Below are 25,595 nucleotides of genomic sequence, written 5' to 3' on the forward strand. Positions count from 1 at the left end.
AGGCCGTGATTCCTCGTGACGGCGGGCTTCGGGCCCGCCGTCCCGTCTTTACGGAGGCCCCATGCTGGATGCCGCTCCCCTGCTCCGCCTGTACCGCCGCTTCGCGCGCCTGCCGCTGGGACGCTGGCTGTTCTCGCGCGCGCTGTGCTTCAAGGCGCCCTACTTCGCCAGCATCCACCCCACCATCCTCGCGCTCGAGCTCGGGCGCTGCGAGGCGCGCATCCCGCACCGCCGCAGCATGCAGAACCACCTCGGCAGCGTGCATGCCATCGCCCTTTGCAACCTTGCCGAGCTCTGCGCCGGGGTGATGGTGGACGCCTCGATCCCGCCGGGCATGCGCTGGATCCCCAAGGGCATGACGGTGCAGTACCTGAAGAAGGCCATGGGGCCGCAGACCGGCATCGCCCAGCCCGCGCAGCCCATCGTCGCCGCCGGGGCAGGCTACGAGCTGCCGGTGCGGGTGGAGGTGCACGACGCCGGCGGCGAGCCCACCTTCCGCGCCGAAGTGCTGATGTGGGTGTCGCCGAAACCGGCCCGCCCCCGGGGCGGGTGAGCCCGCGCCCGGCGGATCAGCGCGGAAGCGCCCCGCCCGGCGCTTCGGGCAGCCGGTCGGTCTCGCGCAGCAGGCGCCAGACGCTGGCCGTCATCACCAGGGCCACCAACAGGCCGGCGCCGAACACCACCGAGGAGCCGAAGGCCGAGAGCGCCTTGTAGGTCCAGGAGAAGGTGATCTCGCCGCCGCGGAAGAAGGCGGTGTCGATGGCCGCGCCGGCCTTGTAGCGCCACTGCCGGTCGACCCGGGTGTAGATGGTCTCACGCCCCGGCTTCATCAGCGAGAACTCGTTGGAGCGGGTGAGCACCAGCACGGCGCTGACCAGCAGGGGCAGCGGCGAGGCGGCGAGCACGGCGAAGCCCAGCACGGCGGCGGCCATCGGCACCAGCAGCACCGGGGCGAGGCCGAAGCGCGAGAGCAGCCAGCGGGTGGCGAAGAGCTGCACCAGCAGGGTGAGCACGTTGACCGCGATGTCGAGGCCGGCGAAGAAGGCGGTGCGTTCCTCGGCGGTGGCGAAACGCTCGCGCACGATCAGCACCTGCTCGTTGTAGAGGAACTGGCCGATGCCGACCCCGAGGAAGACCAGGACGGCCAGCCAGCGCAGCAGGGGTTCTTTCGCGATCAGGGTGAGCCCGGCCAGCAGGCCGCCGCCCATGGCGCTCTCGTTGTCGCGGCCGATCCGCTCGTCGCGCTGCACCGCCCAGCGCCGCAGGCGCCAGATGCAGGCCACGCCGAGGGCGAGGAAGCCGGCCGAAACCAGCATCAGGTTGGCGATGCCGAGCTGCTCGGCGAGCAGCCGGGTGAGCACCGGGCCGGTGAAGGCCCCCACGGTGCCGGCAGCGCCGATGTAGCCGTAGTAGCGCCGCGACTCGGCATGGGTGAACACATCGGCCATGAAGCTCCAGAACACGGCCACCGAGAACACGTTGAACACCGTGACCCAGAGGAAGAAGGCCATGCCGCGCCCCGCCACCTGGGTATGGAACAGGGCATGGAAGCCCAGCAGGCAGAGAATGGAGAGGCCGAACACCACCGGCAGGAACACCCGGCGCGGGAAGCGGCTCACCAGCGCCCCGTAGACCGGCTGGGCGAGCAGGATCAGCAGGAAGGTGCAGGTGGAGAGCACCTGCAGGGTGAGCTCCCGCAGCGGGATGCCGTGGGCGGCGAAAAAGGCCACCATCGCCGGCGGGAACACCGCCTCGACCTCGCTGGAAGCGCCCATCGCGTCGCGCACCGGGCGCAGCACGTAATAGCCGCTCAGCAGGCTGAAGAAGAACAGGAAGGACCAGAACAGCGGCGGCGATTCCGCGACCGACTCGCGGAACCGCCGCCATCGTCCTGCCGTGTGCTCCATACCCGCCATCCGGGGCTCCCCGCTGCCGATGGCGAACGGTAACCGCAAGCGCGGGCGCAAACCATCCTCGAGCAAATGCTCTAGACCAGCATCCCAGCATCGGGCACCGCTTCACTTCGGCCCGCTCGTGTACGACTTCATCATCGTGGGCGCCGGCTCCGCCGGCTGCGTTCTCGCCAACCGGCTCAGCGCCGACCCCGCCGTCCGGGTCCTCCTGCTCGAAGCCGGCCCGCGCGACTGGCACCCCTTCGTGCACATGCCGGCCGGCCTTGCCAAGCTGGTAGGCCGCAAGGGCGTGAACTGGGACTACAGCACCGCCCCGGAGCCGCAGCTCGACGGCCGCATGCTCTGGTGGCCGCGCGGCAAGGTGCTGGGCGGCAGCAGTTCGATCAACGCCATGTGCTATGTCCGCGGCCACCACCGCGACTATGACGAATGGGCGGCGCTGGGGGCGGAAGGCTGGAACTGGGCCTCGGTGCTGCCGTATTTCCGCAAATCGGAAGGCAACGAGCGCGGCGCCGATGCCTTCCACGGCGGCGACGGCCCGCTCGGGGTGAGCGACCACCGCTACCGCAACCCGCTCTCGGCGGCATTCCTCGAGGCGGCGTCGCAGGCCGGCTTCCCGCTCAACCCCGACTTCAACGGGCCGGTGCAGGAAGGCTTCGGCTACTACCAGACCACCACCCGGGACGGCGCGCGCTGCTCGGCCGCCACCGCCTACCTCGAGCCGGTGCGGAAACGGCCGAACCTGAAGGTCATCACCGGTGCCATGGCGCGCAGGGTGCTGTTCGAGAAGGATCGCGCGAGCGGCGTGCTCTACACCACGGCATCCGGCGCCTTCGCCGAGGGCGCGGCGTGCGAGGTGATCCTCTGCGGCGGCGCCATCAACAGCCCGCAGCTGCTGATGCTCTCCGGCATCGGCCCGGCCCCGCAGCTGCGCCAGCACGGCATCGAGGTGCGGGTAGACCTGCCCGGCGTGGGCGGAAACCTGCAGGACCACCTCGACATCTGCACCCTCCGGCGCTCGACCCAGCCCATCACCTACGACGGCTCCGATACCCTGCTGAACGAGCTGCGCATCGCCCTCGAGTACTACCTGCGCCGGCAGGGCCCGGGCACCAGCAACATCGCCGAGGCCGGCGGCTTCCTGCGCTCGGCGCTGGCCGAGGACGAGCGCCCGGACATCCAGTTCCACTTCGTGCCGGCCCAGCTCGACGACCACGGCCGCAACAAGCTGCCGGGCCACGGCTTCACCGTGCATGCCTGCTTCCTGCGGCCGAAGAGCCGCGGCCGGCTCTACCTCGCCGGCCCGGATGCCGACACCAAGCCGCGCATCGAGGCCAACTACCTCGGCGACGAGGCCGGCTTCGACCTCGCGGTGATGCGCGAGTGCGTGCGTCTCTCGCGCGAGCTGATCGCCCAGCCGGCCTTCGCCCCCTACCGCGGCGAGGAGCTGTTCCCCGGCGAGCGGGTGCAGGACACGGCGGCCCTCGATGCCTTCATCCGCCGCAAGGCGGAATCGATCTACCACCCGGTGGGCACCTGCGCCATCGGCCGCGAGGACGACCCGCAGGCCGTCGTCGACCCGGCGCTGCGCGTGCGCGGGGTGCAGGGCCTGCGGGTGGTGGATGCCTCGGTGATGCCGAAGCTGATCGGCGGCAACACCAATGCGCCGACGATGATGATCGCCGAGCGCGCCGCCGACCTCATCCTGGGCGGCTGAACGCCCGTTAGTCGCGCCGCCCGGGACAGAGGGCCGCCGGCAGCGGCGCGTGCAGGATGGCGCAGACGATGCGCAGCAGCTCGCCTTCCGCCACCGTGAGCCGGCCATCGTGCAGGGCCGCAGCCACCAGGGCCTCGACCAGCATCAGCTTGCCCTTGGGCAGCAGGGCATCGAGCCGCGGCCAGGCCTCGTCGAGCAGGGCAAGCCCGCCTACCGGCGGCTGGTAGCGCGCCGCCGACTGCGGCAGCACCGCCTGCAGGCCGGCGAGGAAGGCACGCTGCGCCTCGGCCGGCGCGGCATGGCCGGCCTGCGCCATCACCGACAGCAGCAACGCGACCTCGGCCTCCACCTGGGAAAGCTTGAGCCGCGGCCGGCGCCAGGCCTCTCCTGGCGTGGCCGATTCCGCCAGCTCGTTGCGCAGCAGCTGGGCCAGGCCGTAGTGCAGGAAATCCACGCCGCCATCGGCATGCGAGAGGGCGAAACACAGATCGGCGATGGCCTCCAGCTCGGCCCGGGGCCGCTGCTTCACCGTGGACAGGGCGATCATCGCCAGCGGCAGGCGCAGGGCGGCATGCAGGCCGGCGAGACGCTCGGCGTAGTCGCGGGCCTGCCCCACCACGGCCTCGCTGCTGCGGGCCTTGAGCTCGAAACACTGCCGCTCGCGCACCGCCGGGCGCGCCGAGATCAGCAGGCCGTAGAGCAGCAGCACGGCTTCCTCACGGTCGCGGGCGGCGCGGTCGAGCACCTCCGGGATGGCCGCAGCCACGGCCCGGGCGCGCTCGACATCCCCCTCGCGCCACTGCCCCACGCCGGCGGCAAGGGCCGGCGCGGCCACCGGCAGCGCGGCCTCCTCCGGCGGCAGGGGCGGCGGCCCGGCAAGGCCGAGCGCATGGTCCTCCTCGAGACCGGAGGGCGGCGGCAGCCCGCGCCGCGCCAGCACCTCCTCCCACTGCGCCGGCCGGAAGCCCGGGCGAAGGGCACGGATGCGGTCGAGCAGCGGCGGGTGGGTGGCCATCCAGCGGGAGAACCCGATGCCGTCCTCGAACAGCATATGGCTCACTTCCTCGGCCTCGGGCTGCTCCAGCCGGCCGCCCTGCGGGCAGCCACCGATCTTGCAGAAGGCCCCGACGAGGGCGTCCGGATCGCGGGTGTACTGCACGGCGGAGGCATCGGCGAGGTACTCGCGCTGGCGGCTGATGCCGGCCTTGATCAGGCGGGCGAACAGCAGGCCCACGGCGCCGATCAGGATCAGGGCCAGGGCGAGCAGCAGGAGCGGCAGGGCCTTGCGGTCGCTGCCATGTGAGGCCTTCAGCAGTTCGCGGCCGGCGATGCCCACCACCAGGATGCCGAACAGCCAGCCGACGAGGCGCAGGTTGAGGCGGATGTCGCCATTCACGATGTGGCCGAACTCGTGTGCCACCACCGCCTGCAGCTCGCTGCGGTTGAGCCGGTCGAGCGCCCCGCGGGTCACGGCCACCGCGGCATCGGCCGGGGTGAAGCCGGCGGCGAAGGCATTGATGCCGGCCTCGCGCTCCAGCACGAAGACCCGCGGCATCGGCATGCCGGCGGCAATGGCCATTTCCTCCACCACGTTGCGCAGACGGCGCAGGTTGGCATCCTGGGTGTCCGCCGGCACCAGGGTGCCGCCCAGGGCCTGCGCCACCGCAGCCCCGCCCTGGCGCAGACCGAGGCTGCGGTAGAGGCTGGCCCCGGCGATCAGCAGCAGGGTGAGCACCGTGGTGGCCACCAGCACCGGGGCGGTGGCCCCGGGCTGGCCGAAGACCCCGACGAACAGCAGCCAGGCCACCGCGTCTACCGCCAGCACCACCCCGAGCACGGCGGCGGCGAACAGCCATACCAGGCGGCGCGAACGGCGGCGCACCGCCTCCTGGCGTTCGAACAGGTTCATGCCGGCTCAGAACTGGACGCGCGGCGCATCGCGCTTGTGGGCCTCGTCGGCCCCAATCTCCAACAGGGCCGCCGGAGCGAAGCGGAACTGCGCGGCCACCAGGCTGCCGGGGAACATCTCGCGGCGGTTGTTGTAGGCCATCACCGCATCGTTGTAGGCCTGGCGCGCGAAGGCGATGCGGTTCTCGGTGCTGGTGAGTTCCTCGGTGAGCTGCTGCATGTTGGCGCTGGCCTTGAGTTCGGGATAGGCCTCGACCGTGACCAGCAGGCGCGAGAGCGCCCCGCCGAGCGCCCCTTCGGCCCCGGCGAGCTGGGCCATGGCGGCGGCATCACCCGGCGCGGCCTTGGCGGCCCCGAGGCCGGCCAGCGCGGCGCTGCGGGCACGCACCACGGCTTCCAGGGTCTCGCGCTCGTGCTTCAGGTAGGCCTTGGCGGTCTCGACGAGATTGGGGATCAGGTCATAGCGCCGGGTGAGCTGCACGTCGATCTGGGCGAAGGCATTGCGGTAGGCGTTGCGCGCCGCCACCAGCCCGTTGTAGGCACCGATCCCCCACAGCACGAGGGCACCCAGGGCGCCGAACACGACCAGCAGGAACAGGAACATCCAGGGCTCTCCTCGAGATAGGGATGGGGATTGCGCCGCAACGGTAGAATCGGCGCATTTCCAGCATACGTCGCCCATGCGCTGCCGCAAGCTGTTCACTCTCCTGCTCGTCCTCGCGGCCTGCGGAGCCGCACTGCCCACCACCGCCCAGGCACCGGCCACGCCCGCGCCGCCGATGGCGGAGCGCCAGCCGGTGCAGGCCTCGGTGGTGGAGGCTGCGGCGAAGGAGGTGGATGCACTGGCCGAAGGCATCCTCGCCCGCGGCGTGCCCGGGCTTGCCGTGGCGGTGGTACACGGGCCGCGCACCGTGCTGGCCAAGGGCTATGGCCGCACCGGCGGGCGCCAGGGCGAGCGCATCGACGCCGACACGGCCTTCCGCATCGCCTCGCTCTCCAAGGGCATGGCCGGCACCCTGGCCGGGCTGCTGGTGGAGCGCGGCGAACTGCGCTGGGACATGCCGCTAAACCAGCAGCTGCCCACCTTCCAGCTCGCCGATGCCGCCGGCTCGGCCCAGCTCACGGTGCGCGACGTGCTCGCCCACCGCCTCGGCCTGCGTTACCACACCTATGACCGCGACCTCGAGGGCGATACCCCCTACCCGATCCTGGCGGCGCGGCTCTCCGAGGCTCCGCTGCTGTGCTCGCCGGGCGAATGCTTCGGCTACCAGAACGTGGCCTTCAGCCTGATCGGCGACGTGGTGTTCGCCGTCACCGGCGATTTCTTCACCCGCCAGGTAGAGAACCGCCTGTTCGCCCCGCTCGGGATGACGAACGCCACCTACGGCCGCGAGGGCCTCGAGGGCAGCCCGCGCTGGGCGCGCCCGCACGTGCGCACGAACAACGGCTGGGTGGCGGTGCGTCCGCGCGAGAACTACTACCGCGTTCCTCCGGCCGCTGGCGTCAATGCCTCGATCAACGACATGGCGATCTGGGCCCAGGCCCAGCTCGGGCACCGCCCGGACGTGCTCTCGCCCGCCCTGCTCGAGGACCTGCACACGCCGCTGGTGCGCACCCCCGACCAGCTCACCGGCTCCCCCTGGCGCCGCGCGCGGCTGCGCGACGCGCACTACGCCACCGGCTGGCGGGTGTTCGATTACCAGGGTGAGAAGCTCGTCTACCACGCCGGCGCGGTGCAGGGCTACCGCGGCATGATCGGCCTGCTGCCACGCCGCGACGTGGCCATCGTGGTGCTGTGGAACAGCGAATCGGCCCTGCCCTCGGGCCTGATGCCCACGTTCCTCGACCGCGTGCTCGGCCTGCCCGGCGAGCCCTGGGTCGATCTGCGGAACGGGCGCTGAGAAAAGCTAACGCCCCTTACGGGGCGTTAAGGCCTTTGCGGAATCCCCCGGCCCGCCTGGGCAACGGGCCGGGGGCGATTACGGCAATCGGGAGCCGCTTACATGCTCGGCACGGGCGCGGCGGGAGCCGGAGCCTGGACCACCGGAGCCTTGGCCTTGGGGGCCGACTTCTTCTTGGCGGCCTTCTTCGGCGCCGCCTTCTTGGCGGCCTTCTTCGGGGCGGCCTTCTTCACCGCCTTCTTGGCGGCCTTCTTCGGGGCCGCCTTCTTCGCCACCTTCTTGGCAGCCTTCTTCGGGGCCGCCTTCTTGGCGACCTTCTTCACCGCCTTCTTGGCCGCAGCCTTCTTGGCAGGTTTCTTGGCGGCTTTCTTCGCAGCTTTCTTGACAGCCATGGTGCACTCCTCGTCAGTGGTTTGGCGTTTCGCTTTTCGACTTACCCAGTCGCAAAGGCAGGGCCGCGACGCGAGCGTCGTGGCGAACCCGCGCCGCCGGCAGGGCCGCCGGCACGGATGGGGTGGCGCGAAGCGGAGGCCGCGCGCAGGAAGGCCCGCTCCATGCCGGCGGCATGGACACGGGGCATTCCAGGAAAGGGGGACCCGGGATCGCGAGGGAGGGAGTCCGTCCGCACGCCCGGAGCGCTGGCCATCGGGGCGTGTGCGTGGTGTTCGCGATGCAGGTGGAGGTCCGTTCGTGTCACTCGTCAGGTGCTGACTTGCGTTGCGGCGGAAACTAGCCACGCATTTTTTTTGTGTCAACAACTTTGCGCGATTTTTTTTCGCCCGCCTTCGGCGCGTCTCACAGCACTTCGTCGAAGGCCGGCGCACAAAGACCGCCGCATGCCACCGCGCGTGCGGCTGCAATGCCGTAAATGCAGCAATGGCGCGGCTTCCAGCGACGGCATCGACAGGTGCGGAAGCATGCATGCCTCCACTCCGGCGCCATCCGGGCCGATGCCGGCAGGCAATGCCGGCACGCTCCGCCCCCTGGCCTGGGCATGCGCAGATGCATTTTGCTGCAACGCACAAATCGAAACTGCGCGAACTTTTCCGCCGGAAAAACGAAGGCCGCGCCCGAGGGCGCGGCCTTGGCCGTGTGCAGTGCCACCTCACCCGGCAGGGCAGGCGGGCAGCAGGCGGTCAGTCGTCGATGCTGGCGGCGTAGTCGGCAGCCGTGAGCAGCGCCTCCAGCTGCGAGGGATCGCTGGCCTCGAGCACGAACATCCAGCCCTCGCCATAGGGATCGGCATTGATGGTCTCGGGCTTGTCGGCCAGCGCGGCGTTCACCGCCACCACCTTGCCGGAGAGTGGGGCATAGACGTCGGAGGCGGCCTTGACCGACTCGACCACGGCGCAGGCGGCCCCCTGCGAAAGCTCGTCGCCCTCTGCCGGCAGCTCGACGTAGACGAGGTCGCCCAGCGCCCCCTGCGCATGGTCGCTGATGCCGACGGTGAAGCGGTTGCCGCCCTCCGGGCGCACCCACTCGTGGGACTTCATGAACTTCAGGTCGGCAGGAACGTTGCTCATCGGGCTCTCCGGGCGGGTTCGGTGCGGCGGGGCCTCCGCCGCGGGCAAGGGGAAGAAAGGAACGCGGGTGGAAGGATCGGTCCGGGCCTCAGCCCAGCACGCCGGGCTGGGCCTGGCCCTCGCGGACGAAAGGATATTTCACGACACGCACCGGGAGGCGCCTGCCGCGGATATCGACCTCGACGGCGCCCAGCTCGCCGCCCGGCACCCGGGCCAGCGCGATCGAGCGCCCGAGGGTGGGCGAGAAGGTGCCGGAGAGGATCTCGCCGGTGCCGCTGGCGGTGTGCACCGGCTGGCCATGGCGCAGCACGCCCTTCTCGTCCATCACAAGACCGATGGTCTGGCGCGGCACGCCGGCCGCCTTCTGCGCCTCCAGCGCCGCGCGGCCGATGAAGTCGCGGCCCTCGTCGAAAGCCACCGTCCAGGCGAGGCCAGCTTCCAGCGGACTCACCGTCTCATCCATGTCCTGGCCGTAGAGCGCCATGCCAGCTTCGAGGCGCAGGGTGTCGCGGGCGCCGAGCCCGGCCGGGCCGACGCCGGCCTGCTCCAGCGCCTCCCACAGGGCGACGGCATCGCCCTCGGGCACGATCACCTCGAAGCCGTCCTCGCCGGTGTAGCCGGTGCGGGCGACGAACAGCGGACCGGAGAGGGTGGCGCCCGCCACCTGCGCGCCCGGCACCTCGGCGGCGGCGAAGCGCCCGAGGGCCAGCACCGTGGCGGCGGCCTCGGCCGAGAGCAGGGAGGCGAACTTGGCGCGGGCGTTCGGGCCCTGCACCGCGATCATCGAGAGCTCCGGGCGCTCCTGCACGGCCACACCGAAGGGTGCGGCCTGCGATTCGATCCAGGGCAGGTCCTTGTCGCGGGTAGCGGCATTCACCACCACGCGGAACCAGTCCTCGGCCATGAAATAGACGATCAGGTCGTCGATGACGCCGCCTTCGGGGGTGAGCATGCAGGCATACAGGGCCTTGCCGGGCAGCTTCAGCTTGTCCACCGAATTGGCGATGAGCCGGCGCAGGAAGGGCCGCGCCTCTGCGCCACGCAGGTCGACCACGGTCATGTGCGAGACATCGAACATGCCGGCATCGCGGCGCACCCGATGGTGCTCGTCGATCTGCGAGCCGTAGTTGAGCGGCATGTCCCAGCCGCCGAAGTCGACCATGCGCGCCCCGCGGGCGCGGTGGGTGGCATTGAGGATGGTGGACTTCGGCATCGCGCGCCCTGCGGTGGTTTCGGATGGAACCAAGTATCGCAGATGCCGCGGCGCCCGCGCCGGCCCTAGCGTCCGCCGCGGAACAGCAGCAGCACCGGCACGAGGCCCACGAGCACCAGCAGCAGGGCCGGCAGGGCGGCCTGCGCCCAGAGTCCTTCAGCAGTGGCGTTGTACACCCCCACCGCCAGCGTGTCCCAGCCGAAGGGCCGCAGCATGAGGGTGGCGGGCAGTTCCTTCATCGCCTCGACGAAGACCAGCAGCAGGGCGGTGAGCAGACCCGGGCGCAGCACCGGCAGGCCCACCCGCCACCAGCGCGAGAGCCGGCCATGGCCGAGGGTGGCAGCGCCCTGCATCAGGCTGGGGCGCAGGGTGGCGAGTGCCGCATTGGTGGCCGAGAGCCCGACACGCTGGAAGCGCATCACCAGCGCGGCGACCAGGGCGAACAGGCCGGTGGAGAGGCCGAGCCCGGACGCGGCAGGCCCCAGCAGCCGCTCGATGGCGAGCAGGCACCAGAACACCGCCACCGCCATCACCGCCCCCGGCACGGCATAGCCGAGGCCGGCGGCGAAATGCCCCACGGCGATCCAGCGGTCCTGCGGATGCCGCCGGCGCAGGGCCGAGAGCAGCAGGCCGAGCGCCACGGCCACCAGCGCGGCGAGCCCGGCGATGGCAAGCGTGCCGCGCATCGCCGCCCAGGGTAGGGCATCGAGGACGCCCGGCGGCATCCAGGCAAGCAGCTGCCCGATCGGCCAGAGCACGCCGAGCAGCAGCACGAGGCCGCAGGCCAGGGCGGCCAGCGCGCCCGCCGCCGGCCCCAGCGCTTGCCGGCGTGGCGCGCGCAGCTCCGGGCCAGCGATGCCCTCGCGCCCCCGCAGCCAGTGCCCGAGGGCGAGCACCACCATCACGCCGAGCAGCACCAGCAGGGCGAGCTGGGCGGCCAGCGCCAGCGACTTCAGCGCCGTCCAGCTCTGGATCACCAGGGGGGTGAGCGTGGTGAGGCCAAGCAGGCGTACCGCCCCGAAATCGGCCAGGGTCTCGAGCAGGACGAGGCCGAGGCCGCCAAGCCAGGCCGCGCGGGTGGCCGGCAGCACCACGCGCAGGAAGGCGCGGGCGGGGCTGGCGCCGAGCAGACGGGCGGCATCGAAGGCCGCGCTGCCCTGGCGCAGCAGCATGGCCCGCATCATCAGATACACATAAGGAAAGAAGGCGAGGCCGAGCACCAGCACCGCGCCGCCGAGGCTGCGGATCTCCGGAAACCACGCCGCCGGCAGGCCGAGCCCGCGCCAGGCGGTGGCCAGCGCTCCGGAGTAGGCGAAGCCGGCGACATAGACATAGGCCAGCACATAGGCCGGAAAGGCGAGCGGCAGGGCCAGCGCCCACTCGAAGACGCGGCGGCCGGGAAACTCGTGGCGCACCACCAGCCAGGCGAGGCCGATGCCGAGGACGAGGGTGCTGGCGCCCACGCCCACCAGCAGCAGCAGGGTCTGGACGAGGGCCCGCGGCAGCAGCACCTCGCGCAGATGCGCCCACAGGCCTTCCGGCACCTCGCCCGGAACCGCGGCAAGGAACAGCAGCGGGGCGCACAACACGAACGCGGCGCCGAGGACGGCGCCGCGCGCGAGCCAGGAGGGGGCAGGCGAAGGACTCAGCGCCACCCCGCCCGGTCCATCAGCATCACCGCTTCGGCCTGGCGGCGGCCGGCCACCGCGATGTCCCCCGGGTCGGCCTTGAACTCGCCCCAGCCGCGGACGATGGGATCGACCTCGAGGCCGGGCTTCACCGGGTACTCGAAGTTCAGGCCGGCGAGCAGGGTCTGCGCCGTGTCGCCGGACATCCACTCGAGGAAGCGCTTCGCGGTGTCCTTACGCTGGCTGGCCGCCAGCACCCCGGCGCCGGAAATGTTGACGTGCACCCCGGCATCGGCCTGGTTCGGCCAGAAAGGCGCCACCGGGAAATCGGGGTTCTCCTTCTCCAGGCGACCAAGGTAGTAGGTGTTGGCAATACCCACCTCGCACTGCCCGGCGGCGATGGCCTGGAGCAGCAGGGTGTCGTCGGCGAAGGGCGCGGTGGCGAGGTTGGCCACCCAGCCGCGCAGCACCTCGAGGGTGCGGTCCGGGCCGAGGCGCTCGACCATCATCGCCACCAGGCTCTGGTTGTAGACCTTGGAGGCCGAGCGCAGGCAGAGCTTGCCCTTCCACTGCGGCTCGGCCAGGGCCTCGTAGGTGGAGAGCGTGGCAGGATCGACGCGGCCTTCCGCATACATGATGGTGCGGGCACGCTCGGAGAGCCCGAACCAGCGGCCCTCGGCATCGCGCAGGTTGGCCGGCACATTGGCCTCCAGCACCGGCGAGACGATCGGGGCGAACAGGCCGCGCTCGGCGGCCTGCCAGAGGTTGCCGGCATCGACGGTGATGAGGACATCGGCCGGAGTGCCGGCGCCTTCCGCCACCAGGCGTTCGATCAGGGCGTCGGCGCTGTCGGTGCGGGTCTCGACGGCGATGCCGGTCTCGGCGGTGAAGGCGGCCAGCACCGGATCGAGCAGGTTGGGCTTGCGCTCGGTGTAGATGACGAGACGCTCGGGCGCGGCGGCGGCCGGCGCCCCGGCATCGGATTCGGACGCGCGCTCGCCGCTGCAGGCGGCAAGGCCGAGCAGGGCGAACAGGGCGGCGGCGAGCGGAAGACGGCGCGGAAGGGAAAGGACGGCAGTCATGGCTTTCAGGAACGAGGGGATTGGCCGCCAATGATAAGCGTTCTCAACAAGAATGCCAGCCCGCCCGCTCATGCCGGCTCCACCTGCAGCACCGTCGAGACCACGCCGACGATGCGCACCCGCGTTCCTTCGGGAAGATCGGGGCCCTCCACCTGCCAGAAGGCATCGCCGATGCGGATGCGGCCCCGGCCATTCTCGATCGCCCGTTCCAGTACGTGCACCTGGCCCACGAGCTGGGCGGCACGGCGGTTGAGCAACGGCTGGGTGGTGGCGATGCCGGTACGGCGCAGGCGGCGCCAGTACACGTAGACGATGGCGAAACTGAGCAGCACGAACAGCACGGCCTGCCAGAACACCGGCAGGTCGGGCACGAACACCACCAGCAGCAGCATCGCCCCGGCGGCCAGCCCGAGCCAGATCAGGGCGGCTCCGGGCACCAGGGTCTCCAGCGCGATCAGGCCCAGCGCCAGGCAGGCCCAGAAGATCACCACCGGACGGAAGTCGAACAGGTCGCCCACGGCCGCCCCCGGCGCTCAGCGCTGGCCCGGCACGGCGGGCGGCGTGCGGGCGCCGGCAGCGCGGGACTGCGGGCTGGAAAGCCCCTCCCGCGCCAGCTCGGCGATGCCGGCGATCGAGGAGATGAGGCCGCTGGTCTCCATCGGCATCATCACGAACTTGCTGTTCTGCGAGTGGGCAAGGTCGCGGAAGGCTTCCACGTACTTCTGGGCCACGAAGTAGTTGATGGCCTGCACATCGCCCTTGGCGATCGCCTCGGACACCATGCGGGTGGCGTTGGCCTCGGCCTCGGCGAGGCGCTCGCGGGCCTCGGCCTCGAGGAAGGCGGCCTCCTTCTTGCCCTGGGCCGCCAGCACCGCCGCCTGCTTCTCGCCCTCGGCGCGCAGGATCTCGGCCGCCCGCAGGCCCTCGGCCTCGAGGATGTTGGCGCGCTTCTCGCGCTCGGCCTTCATCTGCCGGGCCATGGAGTCGATCAGGTTCTGCGGCGGCTGGATGTCCTTGAGCTCGATGCGGTTGACCTTGATGCCCCAGGCATTGGTGGCGGTATCGATGACGCCGAGCAGCTTGGCATTGATCTCGTCGCGCTTGGACAGCGATTCATCGAGGTCCATCGAGCCGATGGCGGTGCGGATGTTGGTCATCACCAGCGCGATCACCGCCTGCTCGAGGTCGGAGACCTCGTAGGCGGCCTTGGCGGCGTCCAGCACCTGGAAGAACACCACGCCGTCCACCTTCACCACGGCGTTGTCCTTGGTGATGACGTCCTGGCTGGGGATGTCGAGCACCTGCTCCATCATGTTGATCTTGCGCCCCACCCCCTGGACGATCGGGAACAGGAAGTGCAGGCCCGGCTCCATGGTGTGGGTGTACTTGCCGAAACGTTCCACCGTCCATTCGTAGCCCTGGGGCACGACGCGCACCATCTTGAACAGGAAGACGATGCCGCCAAGGACGATGATGGCGATCAGGATGCTCACGGGGCGGCTCCTTTCGGACTGCGGGGGACCGCCGCGAGTATAGGCATGCTGAACCGCAGCCGGCAGGGCGCTGCGACGCTATGCCTCCCAGGCGCATCCTCTGGGACGTGAACCGACCTTCCGCCTTCGCCATCGACGTGCCCGCCGCCCTGCTCGACCGGGCGCGGCGCGGCGAGCATGCCGCCTGCGAACAGCTCTACCGCTGGTTCGAGCGCCCGGTGTACTCGCTGGCCCTGCGCATGCTCGGCGATCCGGACGCCGCCATGGACGTGCTGCAGGACACCCTGATGAAGGTGTTCCAGAAGCTGCATGGCTTCCGCGGCGAAGCGCCGTTCTGGGGCTGGCTGCGGCAGGTGGCGGTGAACGAGTGCCTGATGCGGCTGCGCAGCCGCGGCCGCGAGGAACCCTTCGAGGCCGAGGCCTTCGAGCCCGACCTGCTGGCGCACGAGGGCCTGCTGCCGCCCATGGCCGCCGACGCCGCGCGGCTGGCCGAGGCCCTGGCGCAGCTGCCGGAGCGCACCCGCGCGGTGCTCTGGCTGCACCACGTCGAGGGCTACACCCACGAGGAAATCGCGGCCCTGCTCGGCGGCACGCCGAGCTTCTCCAAATCCCAGCTGGCGCGCGGCACCCGCCGGCTCCGCGCCCTGCTCGACCTCAAGGAGGCCACCCATGCCTGACCTCGGCCACCCCCTGCCCCCGCGCGATGCCGTGCCGATCGGCGAGGCCCTGCGCGCCCTGCCGCTCGTCAGTCCGCCGCGCAGCGCCTGGCCGGCGCTGGCAAAGGGCCTGCCGCCGCCGGCCGCCCGCTGGCAACGCTACCTGCCGCATTCACTGGCCACCGCGGCGGCGCTCGCCCTCGCCCTGCTGCTGCCGGTGCCCGGCACGCCGCCCGGCACTGCCGCTGGCGGCAGCAAGGCGGCCCTCGCCGCCGATACCGGGCTGCCACGGCTGATGGCCGAATCGGCCCGCCTGGAGCGCCTGATCGCCGCCGCCGGGGAAGACCCGCTGCAGCCGGCAGAGACCCTGCTGCTCGGCCTCGCCCTGGAGGACGCGATCGCCGAGATCGATGCCGAACTGGCCGAGAGCCCGTCCGGGCCGGCCGTGGACGCGCTCTGGCGCCAGCGCGTCGAACTGCTCGCCGAATACGCCGAGCTCGAACTTGCCCGCCGCCGTAGCGCCGAGGCTGGCGGCCCCTTCGACACCGCCCTCGTGAGCCTCTACTGACCCCCCCCCAAGACCTCTGGAGTCCCTGCCATGAATCCCCTGCCCCTGCGATCCCTGCTCGTCTCCGCCCTGGCCCTGGCCCTGGCACTGCCCGCCGCCGCCCAGGGCCCTGCCCCGCCCCCGCCCGCCAGCGCCAGCTCGGTGGAAGCCAAACGCGCCGAACTCGCCCGCCTGCAACGCGAGATGGCGGTGCTGGCCCGGCAGCAGGCCGAACTGGCCCGCGAGCTCGGGCTCTCGCCGCGTGAACTGCGCCGGGCCGGCCGCGAGGCCCGCATCGGCCTCGGCGTGGTGCTCGGCGAGGCCCGCGACGGCGGCGTGCTGGTGGCCGCCGTGAGCCCCGGCAGCCCGGCGGAAAAGGCCGGCCTGCGTTCAGGCGACCTCATCCGCAGCGCCCAGGGCCGGAACGTGGCGAATGGCCGCGAGCTGGTGGAAGCCCTGCGCGGCGTGCAGAAGGGCCAGGCGGTGAACATCGGCTACCTGCGCGAAGGCCGTTCGGCCAGCGCCGTGGTGGTGGCCGACGAGATCGGCCGGATGGCCGGCATCCACCGCCTCGGCGGGCCGGGCGAACGCTTGCGCCGCATCGAGATCCTCACCGAGACGCAGGGGCCGGGCGGCCGGGCCGGCCGCCCCGGCCGCCTCGCGGTGCTGACCTGCCTCGAGGGCGAGCGCGACTGCGACCGCGACGCGATCCGCCAGGCCTTCCGCTTCCGCGGCCTCAATCTCGCCAGCCTCGACGGCGACCTTGGCCGCTACTTCGGCACCGAGCGCGGCGTGCTGCTGATCAAGGCCAGCGACGCCCTGCCCGGCCTGAAGTCGGGCGACGTGATCACCGCGGTGGAAGGCCGGGCGGTCGATTCCCCCCGCGACGTGATGCGCGCGCTGGGCGGCAAGGCCGCCGGCGAGACCCTGGCGCTCGAAGTGCTGCGCGACAAGCGCCAGCAGGCCGTGCGCATCACCGTGCCCGAAGGCCGGCCGCTCGACTTCCTGCCCCCGCCGCCTCCGGCCCCGCCCGCACCGCCGGCCCCGCCCGCACCGCCGGCCCCGCCTGCCGGGGCCGGCCTCACGGTCTGAAGGAGAGTCAGCGCTGGGCGGTGGCCTCGGCCGCCGCCAGCGGCCGCACATGCCGCGCGAAGACGCCGTCGATGGCCCCTGCCTCGACGGCGTCGCCGTTCTCGCGCTTCGCCGCCAGTTCGAACAGGGCCTCGATCACCGGCATGCCGTCCACCGGCGTGTCCAGCACCAAGCCACCCGAGGCCAGGGCTGCCTGCCAGCGCGCCCGCACCTCGGCCCAGAACGGCGCCGTGGCCTGCCAGTAGCGGTAGGCCGGGCCGAAATCGGTGGCCGTGGTGCGCCGGTAGTCGTTGAAGCCGAACTCGCGGGTGAGAGTGCCGACGGTGCGCTCGCCCTCGCGCCGCACCTTGGTGTTGTCCTGCTCGTGGGTCCAGCCGAAGGGCGTGATGGTATGGCGGTTCTCCGCGTTGAGGGCGTTGTAGTCGGAGCGCACCGTGTATTCGCGGCGCGGCAGGGGCCGCCAGCTGCGGTCGGAGGTCCAGGTGGGATTGCCATACTTGTGGTTCCAGGCCCCCGTGCCGCAGTAGCGCGGCGCATCCGAGACCTCGTAGACGCACTGCGTCCACTTCCCCGCCGTCTCCTCCGGCGCCAGCGGGCGCAGGCGCCAGGTCTGCTCGGCCACGAATTCGAAGCGCTCCGGCGCCTCGTACACCCAGTCCTGCCGCCAGTGCTTGGTCACATGGCCCTTGGGCGAGACCAGCAGGTGCTGCAGCACGATCTTGGTTGGCGAGTCCTCGACCAGGATCACCACTTCGCGCGCGCCGCTGTCCTTCGCCTGCCGCGCCTCATAGCCCGGCGACAGCGGCACGGTCTCCTGGAAATGGAAACGCACCGCGTACTCGCCCTGCATGGCGAGGATGGCGGCACGGTCCTCGGGCGGCGGCAGGGCGGCCATGACCTGGCCAGTGCCGAGGGCGGCGGAGAGGAGGATCGGAAGAAGGCGGACGGAAGTGGATCGCATGGGGTACTCCATGGGCGGATGAGGCCGGGCGCAAGGCCGGCCGAGGGACGTGGCCGCCTGCTCAGAACGCGGCGGTGAGGGTGATCCGGGCATGGCGCCCGGGGCGGGTGTAGCGGTCGAGCACCGTGGAGCTGGCGGGGACGCCGGCGGTGTCGCTGGGGTCCCAGACCTTGCGGTCGGCGAGGTTGAATACCGCCGCTTCCAGCCGCCAGCGCGGCCCGAGCTCGAGATCGGCCAGCAGGTCGAACAGGGCGTGGCCGGGGGCGACGAACGGAACTGCCTCGCCCGGCGCCAGCGTGAGGTCGCGGCGTCGGGCCACGCCGGTGGCCGCCAGTTCCACCCCGGCGGTATCGCCACGCCAGCCGAGCCCCAGGCTGCCGCGCAGCGGGTCGATCGAGGCCAGCCAGGCATCGTCGGTGCGGTCGATGCCGCGGCTGCGGCTGCCGGCGAAACGCAGGTAGCCGCCTTCCCAGCCGATGCCATCGAGGGCGAGGCGGGCACTGGCCTCGGCGCCCCAGGTCTCGACCCGGGAGCGGTTCACCGACTGGAACTGCAGGAGGCCGGTGAGCGGATCGATGCCCACGGCGGCCCGCGATTCGATGAAGTCGCGGTAGCGGCTGGCATGCAGGCCGAGCGTCCATTGCAGGGCCCCGGTATCGCCACGCAGGCCAAGATCGAGGCCGCGGCTGGTCTCCGGCTTCAGATCGGGGTTCGGCAGGGCCACATAGCCCGAGGCCACGTTGGTGAAACCGAGGTTGGCATCGTCGTAGGGCGGTGCGCGAAAGCCGCTGGCGGCATTGGCGAACAGCGAGAGCGTCTCGCCCAGGCGCCAGGTGAGCCCGAGCTTGGGGCTGGTGCGGCTGGCGCGCAGGCCGGTGGGGATGAAGCCCGGATTGTCCCCGGCGAAGATCGGGTCGAGCGAGGGCGAGAGGCGGTAGCAGTCATGGCGCAGGGCCGGCACCAGCCGCAGGCGGCCATCGAGCAGGTCGAGGTCGAGCTGGGCGAAGAGGCCGGTCTCGCGGGTGCGGCTCAGGGGAAAGTCCCGCACCGGGAAGACATCGGGGAAGATCACGTTGCTCGACGTGCCCGTGGTGAGATTGGTGGCGCGGCCGTCGCGCTTCTGGCGGATGTCGGTCTCGGTGTGCTGCAGGCCATAGCGCAGGGCGTGGCCGCCGAGGCGGGTCTCGGCCGTGAGCTCGAGGCCCTGCTCGCGCTGGAAGAAATCGAACTGGCGCTCGCGGCGCACCGGGTTCACCGCGGCGCCCGCGAGCACGGTGGCCCGGCGCTCGTCGGTGCGCTGCACGGTCTCGCTGTCCTGGCGGTGCAGGCTCCAGCGCACTACCTCGGCAAGGCCGCTGCCGAGTTCGTGCCGGCCATCGAAGGACAGCCGGGCCCGGGTCTTGCGATCGTCGGCGGCCAGACCCTGCACGCGGATGCGCTGGCCGAATACCAGGCTCTCGCCGCGGGCGCTCAGCACCTCCGTTCTGGCCCGGGTCTCGGAGGCATCGAGGGTGAGCCGGAGGCGATGCCCGTCTGCGGGCTCGAATACGCCTTTCGCCAGCAGGGCATGCTGGCGCTGATCGGACGGATTGGCGGCGGTGCGGCGGGCATCCTCGCTATCGTCTTTTCCGGCGCTGCGCGTCTCGTTCCCATCGCGAGCCTGGGCATGCACCATCCAGGAAACGCCACCGGGCGCCCCGGCCAGACTGAGACCGAGGCGCCGGCTGGTGTCCACCCCGGACACGCCGGCCCGGACACGGGCGCGGAAGGCCTCGCCCTGCAGCAGGTCCTCGGGGTCGAGGGTGACGAAGCGCACCGTGCCGCCCAGGGCATCGGAGCCGTAGAGCGCGCTGGCCGGGCCGCGCAGCACCTCTACCTGCTTGAGGATGGACACATCCACCGCGTCGCGGTCGGCATCGGCGAAGCTGCCAATGCTGAAAGCATCGGCCACGTCTACACCGTCCACCTGCACCTGCACGCGGTTGCCGCCGAGGCCGCGGATGCGCAGGTCGCCGAGCCCGAAGCGGCCGGCGCTGCCGCCCACCGTCACCGAGGGCTCGTAGCGGAACAGCTCGCGCAGATCCTGCGCCTGGATCCGTTCGATCTCGGCGCGCGGCACCACGGTGACGCTGGCCGGTGCCGCATCGAGCCGCTCCTCGCCACGGGTGGCGACGACGATCACCGCATCCAACACGGTGGCCTCGCCCGAGGACGCGGCCGGGCCATCGCCCGCCTCCGAAGGAGGAGCCGCAGCGGAAACCGAAGAAACGGGGAGGGAAAACGCGGCGGCGGCGAGCGCGAGGCCCACCGCCGCCGGTAGGCAGCGAAGACGCATGGACAACTCCGGAACGAAGGAAAAAGCGAGTCCGGCGGAGCTGGCATGCGGCGTGATGCCGCGGCGGGCAACCGGGCCGTTGGAGAATGGCGTAGGGGGATTACTTCACGAGGATCAGCTTGTCGTTCCGCGTGTGGCGCAGGCGGTAGACCTTGTCACCGTGGACGATCTCGATCTCGCGGGCGCCACGCAGCAACTGGCGGCTGTCGACCACCGGCGCCGTGGAGGCGAAGGTGGGCAGGGGGCCGGACAGCAGACGGGCGGGGCTGGGGGGCAACGGAGGGACCTGAACGACGGGCATCGCACTTCTCCTGTGGGCTGGGGGAATGGCCACGACGCAAATGCTACTGATTCGCATTTGCTAGTCAACCCCCCTCTGCCCGCCCCGGCATGGCCAGGCCTCGGTTCAGGCCAGGGCCGCGTCGATCCGTGCCAGCAGCGCCTCGTCGAGCTTCGGCAGCAGTTCGAGCGCCCCGAGGTTGGCCTCCAGCTGCTCGATGCGGGTCGCGCCCAGCAACACGCAGGAGACGGCCGGGTTGCGCAGGCACCAGGCGATGGCCAGCGCCGCCGGGTCCATGCCGGCCTCACGGGCCACGGCCACGTAGCGGTCGATGCGGGCGAGCAGCGCCCGGCCTTCCTCGCCCTGCACCCGCTCCTGCAGCCATTCGTAGCCCGGCGTGCGCAGGCGCGACCCCTCCGGTACGCCGCCCGAATACTTGCCGGTGAGCAGGCCGGAGGCCAGCGGCGACCAGACGGTGGTGCCGAGACCCTGGCTTTCGTAGAGCGGGGCGTACTCGCGCTCCACCCGATCGCGATGCAGCAGGTTGTACTGCGGCTGCTCCATGCTCGGTCCCACCAGATGGTGTTCGCGGGCGATGCGCGCGGCCTCCGCGATGGCCTCGACCGGCCATTCCGAGGTGCCCCAGTAGAGGACCTTGCCGGCCTGCACCAGCTGATGCATGGCCCAGACCGTCTCGGCCACCGGCACCTCCGGGTCGGGGCGGTGGCAGAAATAAAGATCGAGGTAGTCCACCCGCAGGCGCTTCAGCGCCCCGTCGCAGGCATCGCGCACGTGCTTGCGCGAGAGCCCGCGCTGCATCGGCCGCGGTTCCTTGGCCGAGCCGAAGAACACCTTGCTGGTCACCGCGTAGGCATCGCGCGGGAAGCGCATGTCAGCGAGCACGTCGCCCATGATCCGCTCGGCTTCGCCCTTGGCATAGACCTCGGCGTTGTCGAACAGGTTGATCCCGGCATCGAAGGCCCGCGTCAGCAGGGCTCGCGCCTCGCCGCGTCCCAGGGTGTTGCCGAAGGTGACCCAGGCGCCGAAGCCGAGGACGGAGACGGGAAGGCCAGTGCGGCCGAGAGGGCGGTAGAGCATTGCGGAGCGCCTGCGCGTCGGGGAAGGGGAGCGCGAGCATAGCCATGGCGCCGTGAGCGCGCCGGCAGGCATGGCGCCATGCAGGGCGGCCCGCCCTTCCTCCCGCCGCGGGGCTGCGCTAGGATGCGCCGCCCTTCGGGGAGTAGCCCTGCCAGCCTGCTGGCACCGCGCGTCAACATGCTTGGCCTGCACCGGCCATGGCGCGCGACCCGACCGCACCGGCCCTGCCGGACGTTCGGCGGGCAAGACCGGAGACCCCGCTGGCGCTCCCGACCGGGCCGCCGGCGTGGTCTTCGCCGTCTGCCCTGCCGCCCGGTCGCTGAAAGGAACCCCGATGGACGCCCTCCTCGTTTCCACCGCCGCCGTGGCCATCGCCGAGATCGGCGACAAGACCATGCTGCTGGCGCTCTTCCTCGCCGCCCGCTACCGCCAGCCCTGGGCCATCGTGCTCGGCATCGCCGTAGCCACCGTGGCCAACCATGCCGTGGCCGGTTGGGCCGGCGCCTGGCTCGCCTCGCTGGTCTCGCCAGGAGTACTGAAGTGGGCGGTGGTGGCCTGCTTCGCCGCCGTCGCCCTGTGGACCCTGGTGCCGGACAAGCTGGACGAGGACGAGGCGCCGAAGCCCTCGCGCTTCGGTGCGTTCCTGGCCACGACGCTTGCCTTCTTCGTGGTCGAGATCGGCGACAAGACGCAGATCGCCACCGTGGTGCTGGCGGCCAAGTACGAGCCGCTCTGGCAGGTGGTGGCCGGCACCAGTCTCGGCATGCTGCTGGCCAACGGCCCGGTGGTACTGCTCGGCCACCGCTACGCCGACCGCCTGCCGCTGAAGGCCGCGCGCTATGCCGCCGCCGCCCTGTTCGCGGCCCTGGCGCTGTGGGTGGCGCTGCGGGGCCTGGGCGGCTGAATGCTCCGGGCCATTGCCGGCCCGGCCCCTGTCCCCTACCCTGCCGCGGTTCCCTCATCCGGTCAGCGCGATGTCCCAGATCCTGTTCGGCCTGTTCGGCCTTTCCGTCCTCATCGGCATTGCCTGGCTGTTCTCCAGCAACCGGCGTGGGGTGGACTGGACCCTGGTGGCCACCGGCCTCGCCCTGCAGATCGCCATCGCCCTCTTCGTGCTGGCCACGCCCTGGGGCGAGCGGGTGTTCGGCTGGATTTCCGCCGGCTTCGTCGCCCTGCTCGGCTACACCGCGGCCGGCGCCAGCCTGATCTTCGGCGACCTTGGCACGCCGCAGAAGTTCGGCTTCATCTTCGCCCTCCAGGTACTGCCCACCATCATCTTCTTCGCCGCCTTCATGAGCGTGCTCTATCACCTCGGGGTGATGCAGGCCATCGTGAAGGGCATGGCCTGGGTGATCATGAAGGTGATGCGCGTCTCCGGCGCCGAGACCCTCTCGGTCTGCGCCAATGCCTTCATCGGCCAGACCGAGGCGCCGCTGGTGGTGAAGCCCTACGTGGCCGGCATGACCCGCTCCGAACTGCTCTGCCTGATGGTGGGCGGCATGGCCACCATCGCCGGCGGCGTGATGGCCGCCTATGTGCAAATGCTGGGCGGCCCGGACCCGGAATCGCAGCGTCTGTTCGCCAAGCACCTGCTCACCGCCTCGATCATGGCCGCCCCGGCGGCCCTGCTGGTGGCCAAGGTGCTCTACCCGGAGACCGAGCAGCCGCAGACCGCCGGTACCGCCACCGTGCCGGTGGAGAAAACCGCCACCAACGTGATCGATGCCGCCGCCGCCGGCGCCTCGGATGGCCTGAAGCTGGCCCTGAACGTGGGCGCCATGCTGCTTGCCTTCACCGCGCTCATCGCCCTGCTGAACGGCATCATCGGCGGGCTTGCCGACTGGAGCGGGCTCACGGCTCGGATGAATCCCGGCATCGATCCGCGCTGCATCGGCGATGCGGCCTTCGCCGCCGACCCGGCCAACGCCTGTACGGTGAGCCGCTTGAGCCTGTCGATGCTGCTCGGCTGGGTGATGGCGCCGCTCGCCTGGGTGATTGGCGTGCCCTGGAGCGAGGCCAGTACGGTGGGCAGCCTGATCGGCACCAAGGTGGTACTGAACGAGTTCATCGCCTACAGCGCGCTCGCCGACATCGTCAACGGCAAGGTCGACGGTGTGAGCCTCTCGCCAAGCTCGGTGCTGATCGCCACCTACGCGCTCTGCGGCTTTGCCAACTTCAGCTCGATCGCCATCCAACTCGGCGGCATCGGCAGCATCGCCCCGGAACGCCGCGCCGACCTGGCCCGCTTCGGCCTACGCGCGGTGCTGGGCGGCTCGCTCGCCACCATGATGACGGCGACCATCGCCGGCGTGATCAGCCGCGTCTGAGCCCGGAGCTTTCGGCATGGGCCGGGTCCTCGTGGTCGGCAGCTACAACCAGGATCTCGTCTGGGAGGTGCCGGAACTGCCGGCCCCGGGCGAGACCCGCGCCGGCACCGCCTTCCGCAGCGGGCCGGGCGGCAAGGGTTTCAACCAGGCCGTGGCCGCCGCCCGGCTGGGCGCCCGCACCACCTTCATCGCTGCCGTGGGCGAGGATGCCCTGGCCGAGAGCGCCACAGCGCTCGCCCAGACGGAAGGCATCGAGGCCCGCTGGCAGCGCGTGTCCGGACAGGCCACCGGCACCGCCGGCTTGTTCGTGGATGGCGCGGGCCGCAACAGCATCGTGGTGGCCCTGGGAGCGAACGCCCACCTCAGCATCGCCCATGTCGAGGCCCAGGCCGATGCCTTCACCGGCGCCACCGTGTTGCTCGCACCGCTGGAATCCCCGCTGCCGGCGATCTGCGCCGCCATGCGCCTCGGCCGCGCGGCGGGCGCGCACACCGTGCTCAACCCGGCCCCCGTGCCCGCCGACCTCGCGGCAGACGCGCTTGCAGACGTCGAGTTGCTGACGCCGAACGAGACCGAGTTCTGCCTGCTGCTGCGCCAACTCGCCGATACCGCCGTCGATCCCGCCAGCCTGCATGGCCTGCCCGACGAGGCCCTGGCCGCGCTCTGCGCCCGGCTGCCGGTGCCGGGGGTGCTGGTGACGCTCGGCGAAGCCGGGGCCTTCCATGCCCCCGGCGCCCTGGGTCATGGCCCCGCCACGCGGGCGCCGGCCGCCGCGGTGAGGGCCATCGATACCACCGGGGCCGGAGATGCCTTCAATGGCGCGCTGGCCGCCGCCTGGGCGGAAACGCCGTCCGCCCCGGTGGCCACGCTGCTGCCCTTCGCCATCGCCGCGGCCGGCCTGTCCACGGAACGGGCCGGCGCGGCCTCGGCCATGCCGCGGCGCGCGGACCTGCGCCACCGATTCGGGCTGTGAAGGCGGCAGGTGTCGCAGCCTTGGGCTAGCATGGCCCGGCATCGATCGGAGAGTCGGAGGGAAGCGTGTTCGTCCTGATCGGATATGTGGTGGTCATCGCCTGCGTCTTCGGCGGGTTCATCCTTGCCGGCGGCAACATCATGGTCATCGTCAAGGCGGTGGCGGTCGAGGCGATGATCATCGGCGGCGGCGCGGCCGGCGCCTTCGTCGCCGCCAACTCGATGAAGACCATCAAGGGCAGCATCGGCGGCGCGCTCGGCCTGCTCAAGGGGCCGAAGTTCGGCAGGGCCGACTACGTGGAGCTGCTGAAGCTGCTCTACGAGCTCTTGATGAAGATCCGCAAGGAAGGCCTGATGGCCATCGAATCGCACGTCGAGAACCCGGAATCGAGCGCGATCTTCCAGAAGTACCCGAAGGTGATGGCCGACCACCACCTGCTCGACTTCATCACCGACTGCCTGCGGCTGATGATCGGCGGCAACATGAACCCGCACGAGCTGGAGGCCGTGCTGGAGGCCGAGCTCGAAACCCACCACAAGGAGGCCCACGCACCGGCGCATTCGGTGCAGGTGGTGGCCGACGGCCTGCCGGCCTTCGGCATCGTGGCGGCGGTGCTCGGCATCGTGAAGGTGATGGAATACGTGGGCAACTCGCCGCCGGAGGTCATCGGCCAGAAGGTGGCCTCGGCCCTGGTCGGCACCTTCCTCGGCATCCTGCTCGGCTATGGCTTCGTCGGCCCGGTGGCCGCGGCCATGGCGGCGCGCAGCGAGGAGGACGGCAAGCCCTTCGAGCTGGTGAAGACCGCCCTCATCGCCTCGGTGCGCGGCTATCCGCCGCCGGTGGCCATCGAGTTCGCGCGAAAGCAGCTGTTCTCCGACGTCCGCCCGAGCTTCGCGGACCTCGAAGCCGAGCTGAAAGGCGCGAAGTAAGCGCCGGCCCGGGAGAGCG

24 protein-coding genes are annotated in these 25,595 nt (G+C 71.3%); 10 read left to right on the top strand and 14 right to left on the bottom strand.

Features of this window, described 5'->3' with window-relative positions; translation table 11 throughout:
- Window positions 1–61 precede the first annotated feature (61 nt).
- Window positions 62–553: a hotdog fold domain-containing protein gene (locus G408_RS0103175; RefSeq protein WP_028769908.1), complete on the top strand. Its 492-nt coding sequence runs from the start codon at window positions 62–64 to the stop codon at window positions 551–553.
- 16 nt (window positions 554–569) lie between these two features.
- Here the strand turns inward: G408_RS0103175 and G408_RS0103180 are convergent, their stop codons facing one another.
- On the bottom strand, window positions 570–1,907 hold the full coding sequence (locus tag G408_RS0103180) for an NTP/NDP exchange transporter (RefSeq protein ID WP_028769909.1): 1,338 nt from the start codon (window positions 1,905–1,907) through the stop codon (window positions 570–572).
- Window positions 1,908–2,034: 127 nt separating this feature from the next.
- Here G408_RS0103180 and G408_RS0103185 point away from each other — a divergent pair, with 127 nt between their 5' ends.
- On the top strand, window positions 2,035–3,630 hold the full coding sequence (locus G408_RS0103185) for a GMC family oxidoreductase (protein WP_028769910.1): 1,596 nt from the start codon (window positions 2,035–2,037) through the stop codon (window positions 3,628–3,630).
- A gap of 7 nt (window positions 3,631–3,637) precedes the next feature.
- Here G408_RS0103185 and G408_RS0103190 read toward each other — a convergent pair whose 3' ends face one another.
- Window positions 3,638–5,539: a M48 family metallopeptidase gene (locus G408_RS0103190; protein ID WP_028769911.1), complete on the bottom strand. Its 1,902-nt coding sequence runs from the start codon at window positions 5,537–5,539 to the stop codon at window positions 3,638–3,640.
- Between the two features lie 6 nt (window positions 5,540–5,545).
- Window positions 5,546–6,142 (bottom strand): LemA family protein, encoded by a 597-nt coding sequence (locus G408_RS0103195; RefSeq protein ID WP_028769912.1) that lies wholly within the window; start codon window positions 6,140–6,142, stop codon window positions 5,546–5,548.
- A 76-nt stretch (window positions 6,143–6,218) separates the two neighbouring features.
- On the opposite strand from G408_RS0103195, the gene G408_RS12930 reads away from it, so the two are divergent.
- Window positions 6,219–7,439: a serine hydrolase domain-containing protein gene (locus G408_RS12930; RefSeq protein WP_051282559.1), complete on the top strand. Its 1,221-nt coding sequence runs from the start codon at window positions 6,219–6,221 to the stop codon at window positions 7,437–7,439.
- Between the two features lie 98 nt (window positions 7,440–7,537).
- Here G408_RS12930 and G408_RS12935 read toward each other — a convergent pair whose 3' ends face one another.
- The 7 genes from G408_RS12935 to G408_RS0103235 all read right to left on the bottom strand — a co-directional run bounded on the left by G408_RS12935 (window position 7,538) and on the right by G408_RS0103235 (window position 14,324).
- Complete coding sequence (locus tag G408_RS12935; protein ID WP_084628040.1) at window positions 7,538–7,831, bottom strand: hypothetical protein; 294 nt, start codon at window positions 7,829–7,831, stop codon at window positions 7,538–7,540.
- Between the two features lie 744 nt (window positions 7,832–8,575).
- Entirely contained in the window at window positions 8,576–8,962 is a 387-nt protein-coding gene (gene gcvH / locus G408_RS0103210; RefSeq protein WP_028769913.1) for a glycine cleavage system protein GcvH, read from the bottom strand.
- 88 nt (window positions 8,963–9,050) lie between these two features.
- The gene (gene gcvT, locus G408_RS0103215) at window positions 9,051–10,175 is read right to left on the bottom strand and encodes a glycine cleavage system aminomethyltransferase GcvT (protein ID WP_028769914.1); all 1,125 of its coding nucleotides are present in this window, start codon (window positions 10,173–10,175) and stop codon (window positions 9,051–9,053) included.
- A gap of 65 nt (window positions 10,176–10,240) precedes the next feature.
- Window positions 10,241–11,764, bottom strand: a complete 1,524-nt coding sequence (locus G408_RS12940) for an ABC transporter permease (RefSeq protein ID WP_169719201.1) — start codon at window positions 11,762–11,764, stop codon at window positions 10,241–10,243.
- 56 nt (window positions 11,765–11,820) lie between these two features.
- Window positions 11,821–12,885: an extracellular solute-binding protein gene (locus G408_RS0103225; RefSeq protein ID WP_037412062.1), complete on the bottom strand. Its 1,065-nt coding sequence runs from the start codon at window positions 12,883–12,885 to the stop codon at window positions 11,821–11,823.
- Between the two features lie 68 nt (window positions 12,886–12,953).
- A complete protein-coding gene (locus G408_RS0103230) occupies window positions 12,954–13,403 on the bottom strand; it encodes an NfeD family protein (RefSeq protein WP_245584247.1) in 450 nt (149 codons plus the stop codon).
- Between the two features lie 15 nt (window positions 13,404–13,418).
- Window positions 13,419–14,324 (bottom strand): SPFH domain-containing protein, encoded by a 906-nt coding sequence (locus G408_RS0103235; RefSeq protein ID WP_084628053.1) that lies wholly within the window; start codon window positions 14,322–14,324, stop codon window positions 13,419–13,421.
- A gap of 161 nt (window positions 14,325–14,485) precedes the next feature.
- Between G408_RS0103235 and G408_RS0103240 the strand changes: the two genes are divergently transcribed.
- The 3 genes from G408_RS0103240 to G408_RS0103250 are packed head-to-tail and all read left to right on the top strand — an operon-like array spanning window position 14,486 to window position 16,673.
- Window positions 14,486–15,055, top strand: coding sequence for an RNA polymerase sigma factor (locus G408_RS0103240; protein WP_245584248.1), 570 nt, complete (start codon window positions 14,486–14,488; stop codon window positions 15,053–15,055).
- The gene (locus G408_RS0103245) at window positions 15,048–15,602 is read left to right on the top strand and encodes a hypothetical protein (RefSeq protein ID WP_028769919.1); all 555 of its coding nucleotides are present in this window, start codon (window positions 15,048–15,050) and stop codon (window positions 15,600–15,602) included. The genes G408_RS0103240 and G408_RS0103245 overlap by 8 nt, the downstream gene beginning before the upstream one ends.
- 30 nt (window positions 15,603–15,632) lie before the next feature.
- A complete protein-coding gene (locus G408_RS0103250; RefSeq protein WP_028769920.1) occupies window positions 15,633–16,673 on the top strand; it encodes a PDZ domain-containing protein in 1,041 nt (346 codons plus the stop codon).
- Between the two features lie 7 nt (window positions 16,674–16,680).
- Here the strand turns inward: G408_RS0103250 and G408_RS0103255 are convergent, their stop codons facing one another.
- The 4 genes from G408_RS0103255 to G408_RS0103270 all read right to left on the bottom strand — a co-directional run bounded on the left by G408_RS0103255 (window position 16,681) and on the right by G408_RS0103270 (window position 21,347).
- The gene (locus tag G408_RS0103255) at window positions 16,681–17,634 is read right to left on the bottom strand and encodes a DUF6607 family protein (protein ID WP_037412164.1); all 954 of its coding nucleotides are present in this window, start codon (window positions 17,632–17,634) and stop codon (window positions 16,681–16,683) included.
- Window positions 17,635–17,695: 61 nt separating this feature from the next.
- Window positions 17,696–19,969, bottom strand: coding sequence for a TonB-dependent hemoglobin/transferrin/lactoferrin family receptor (locus G408_RS0103260; RefSeq protein ID WP_037412064.1), 2,274 nt, complete (start codon window positions 19,967–19,969; stop codon window positions 17,696–17,698).
- Between the two features lie 100 nt (window positions 19,970–20,069).
- On the bottom strand, window positions 20,070–20,225 hold the full coding sequence (hemP, locus tag G408_RS15000) for a hemin uptake protein HemP (protein ID WP_245584257.1): 156 nt from the start codon (window positions 20,223–20,225) through the stop codon (window positions 20,070–20,072).
- A 150-nt stretch (window positions 20,226–20,375) separates the two neighbouring features.
- Window positions 20,376–21,347, bottom strand: coding sequence for an aldo/keto reductase (locus G408_RS0103270; RefSeq protein WP_028769924.1), 972 nt, complete (start codon window positions 21,345–21,347; stop codon window positions 20,376–20,378).
- Window positions 21,348–21,681: 334 nt separating this feature from the next.
- Here G408_RS0103270 and G408_RS0103275 point away from each other — a divergent pair, with 334 nt between their 5' ends.
- The 4 genes from G408_RS0103275 (at window position 21,682) to motA (ending at window position 25,576) form a co-directional block, all read left to right on the top strand.
- Window positions 21,682–22,251 (top strand): TMEM165/GDT1 family protein, encoded by a 570-nt coding sequence (locus G408_RS0103275; protein WP_028769925.1) that lies wholly within the window; start codon window positions 21,682–21,684, stop codon window positions 22,249–22,251.
- A gap of 70 nt (window positions 22,252–22,321) precedes the next feature.
- Window positions 22,322–23,674, top strand: coding sequence for a NupC/NupG family nucleoside CNT transporter (locus G408_RS0103280; RefSeq protein WP_028769926.1), 1,353 nt, complete (start codon window positions 22,322–22,324; stop codon window positions 23,672–23,674).
- Between the two features lie 16 nt (window positions 23,675–23,690).
- Entirely contained in the window at window positions 23,691–24,647 is a 957-nt protein-coding gene (locus tag G408_RS0103285; RefSeq protein ID WP_028769927.1) for a ribokinase, read from the top strand.
- 65 nt (window positions 24,648–24,712) lie between these two features.
- Entirely contained in the window at window positions 24,713–25,576 is an 864-nt protein-coding gene (motA, locus tag G408_RS0103290; protein WP_028769928.1) for a flagellar motor stator protein MotA, read from the top strand.
- The last annotated feature ends 19 nt before the right edge of the window (window positions 25,577–25,595 follow it).

This window comes from Silanimonas lenta DSM 16282 (assembly GCF_000429065.1).
Classification (GTDB): Bacteria; Pseudomonadota; Gammaproteobacteria; order Xanthomonadales; family Xanthomonadaceae; genus Silanimonas; species Silanimonas lenta.

Bases quoted from the DNA above. Each gene is read 5' to 3' on its own strand.
- G408_RS0103180 (WP_028769909.1), bottom strand. From the start codon at position 1,907: ATGGAGCACACGGCAGGACGATGGCGGCGGTTCCGCGAGTCGGTCGCG.
- G408_RS0103175 (WP_028769908.1), top strand. From the start codon at position 62: ATGCTGGATGCCGCTCCCCTGCTCCGCCTGTACCGCCGCTTCGCGCGC.
- G408_RS0103235 (WP_084628053.1), bottom strand. From the start codon at position 14,324: ATGGTGCGCGTCGTGCCCCAGGGCTACGAATGGACGGTGGAACGTTTC.
- G408_RS0103225 (WP_037412062.1), bottom strand. From the start codon at position 12,885: ATGACTGCCGTCCTTTCCCTTCCGCGCCGTCTTCCGCTCGCCGCCGCC.
- G408_RS12930 (WP_051282559.1), top strand. From the start codon at position 6,219: ATGCGCTGCCGCAAGCTGTTCACTCTCCTGCTCGTCCTCGCGGCCTGC.
- G408_RS0103260 (WP_037412064.1), bottom strand. From the start codon at position 19,969: ATGCGTCTTCGCTGCCTACCGGCGGCGGTGGGCCTCGCGCTCGCCGCC.
- gcvT (WP_028769914.1), bottom strand. From the start codon at position 10,175: ATGCCGAAGTCCACCATCCTCAATGCCACCCACCGCGCCCGCGGGGCG.
- G408_RS0103280 (WP_028769926.1), top strand. From the start codon at position 22,322: ATGTCCCAGATCCTGTTCGGCCTGTTCGGCCTTTCCGTCCTCATCGGC.
- G408_RS12935 (WP_084628040.1), bottom strand. From the start codon at position 7,831: ATGGCTGTCAAGAAAGCTGCGAAGAAAGCCGCCAAGAAACCTGCCAAG.
- G408_RS0103250 (WP_028769920.1), top strand. From the start codon at position 15,633: ATGAATCCCCTGCCCCTGCGATCCCTGCTCGTCTCCGCCCTGGCCCTG.
- G408_RS0103195 (WP_028769912.1), bottom strand. From the start codon at position 6,142: ATGTTCCTGTTCCTGCTGGTCGTGTTCGGCGCCCTGGGTGCCCTCGTG.
- G408_RS0103255 (WP_037412164.1), bottom strand. From the start codon at position 17,634: ATGCGATCCACTTCCGTCCGCCTTCTTCCGATCCTCCTCTCCGCCGCC.
- G408_RS0103275 (WP_028769925.1), top strand. From the start codon at position 21,682: ATGGACGCCCTCCTCGTTTCCACCGCCGCCGTGGCCATCGCCGAGATC.
- G408_RS0103245 (WP_028769919.1), top strand. From the start codon at position 15,048: ATGCCTGACCTCGGCCACCCCCTGCCCCCGCGCGATGCCGTGCCGATC.
- G408_RS0103285 (WP_028769927.1), top strand. From the start codon at position 23,691: ATGGGCCGGGTCCTCGTGGTCGGCAGCTACAACCAGGATCTCGTCTGG.
- G408_RS0103270 (WP_028769924.1), bottom strand. From the start codon at position 21,347: ATGCTCTACCGCCCTCTCGGCCGCACTGGCCTTCCCGTCTCCGTCCTC.
- G408_RS0103190 (WP_028769911.1), bottom strand. From the start codon at position 5,539: ATGAACCTGTTCGAACGCCAGGAGGCGGTGCGCCGCCGTTCGCGCCGC.
- gcvH (WP_028769913.1), bottom strand. From the start codon at position 8,962: ATGAGCAACGTTCCTGCCGACCTGAAGTTCATGAAGTCCCACGAGTGG.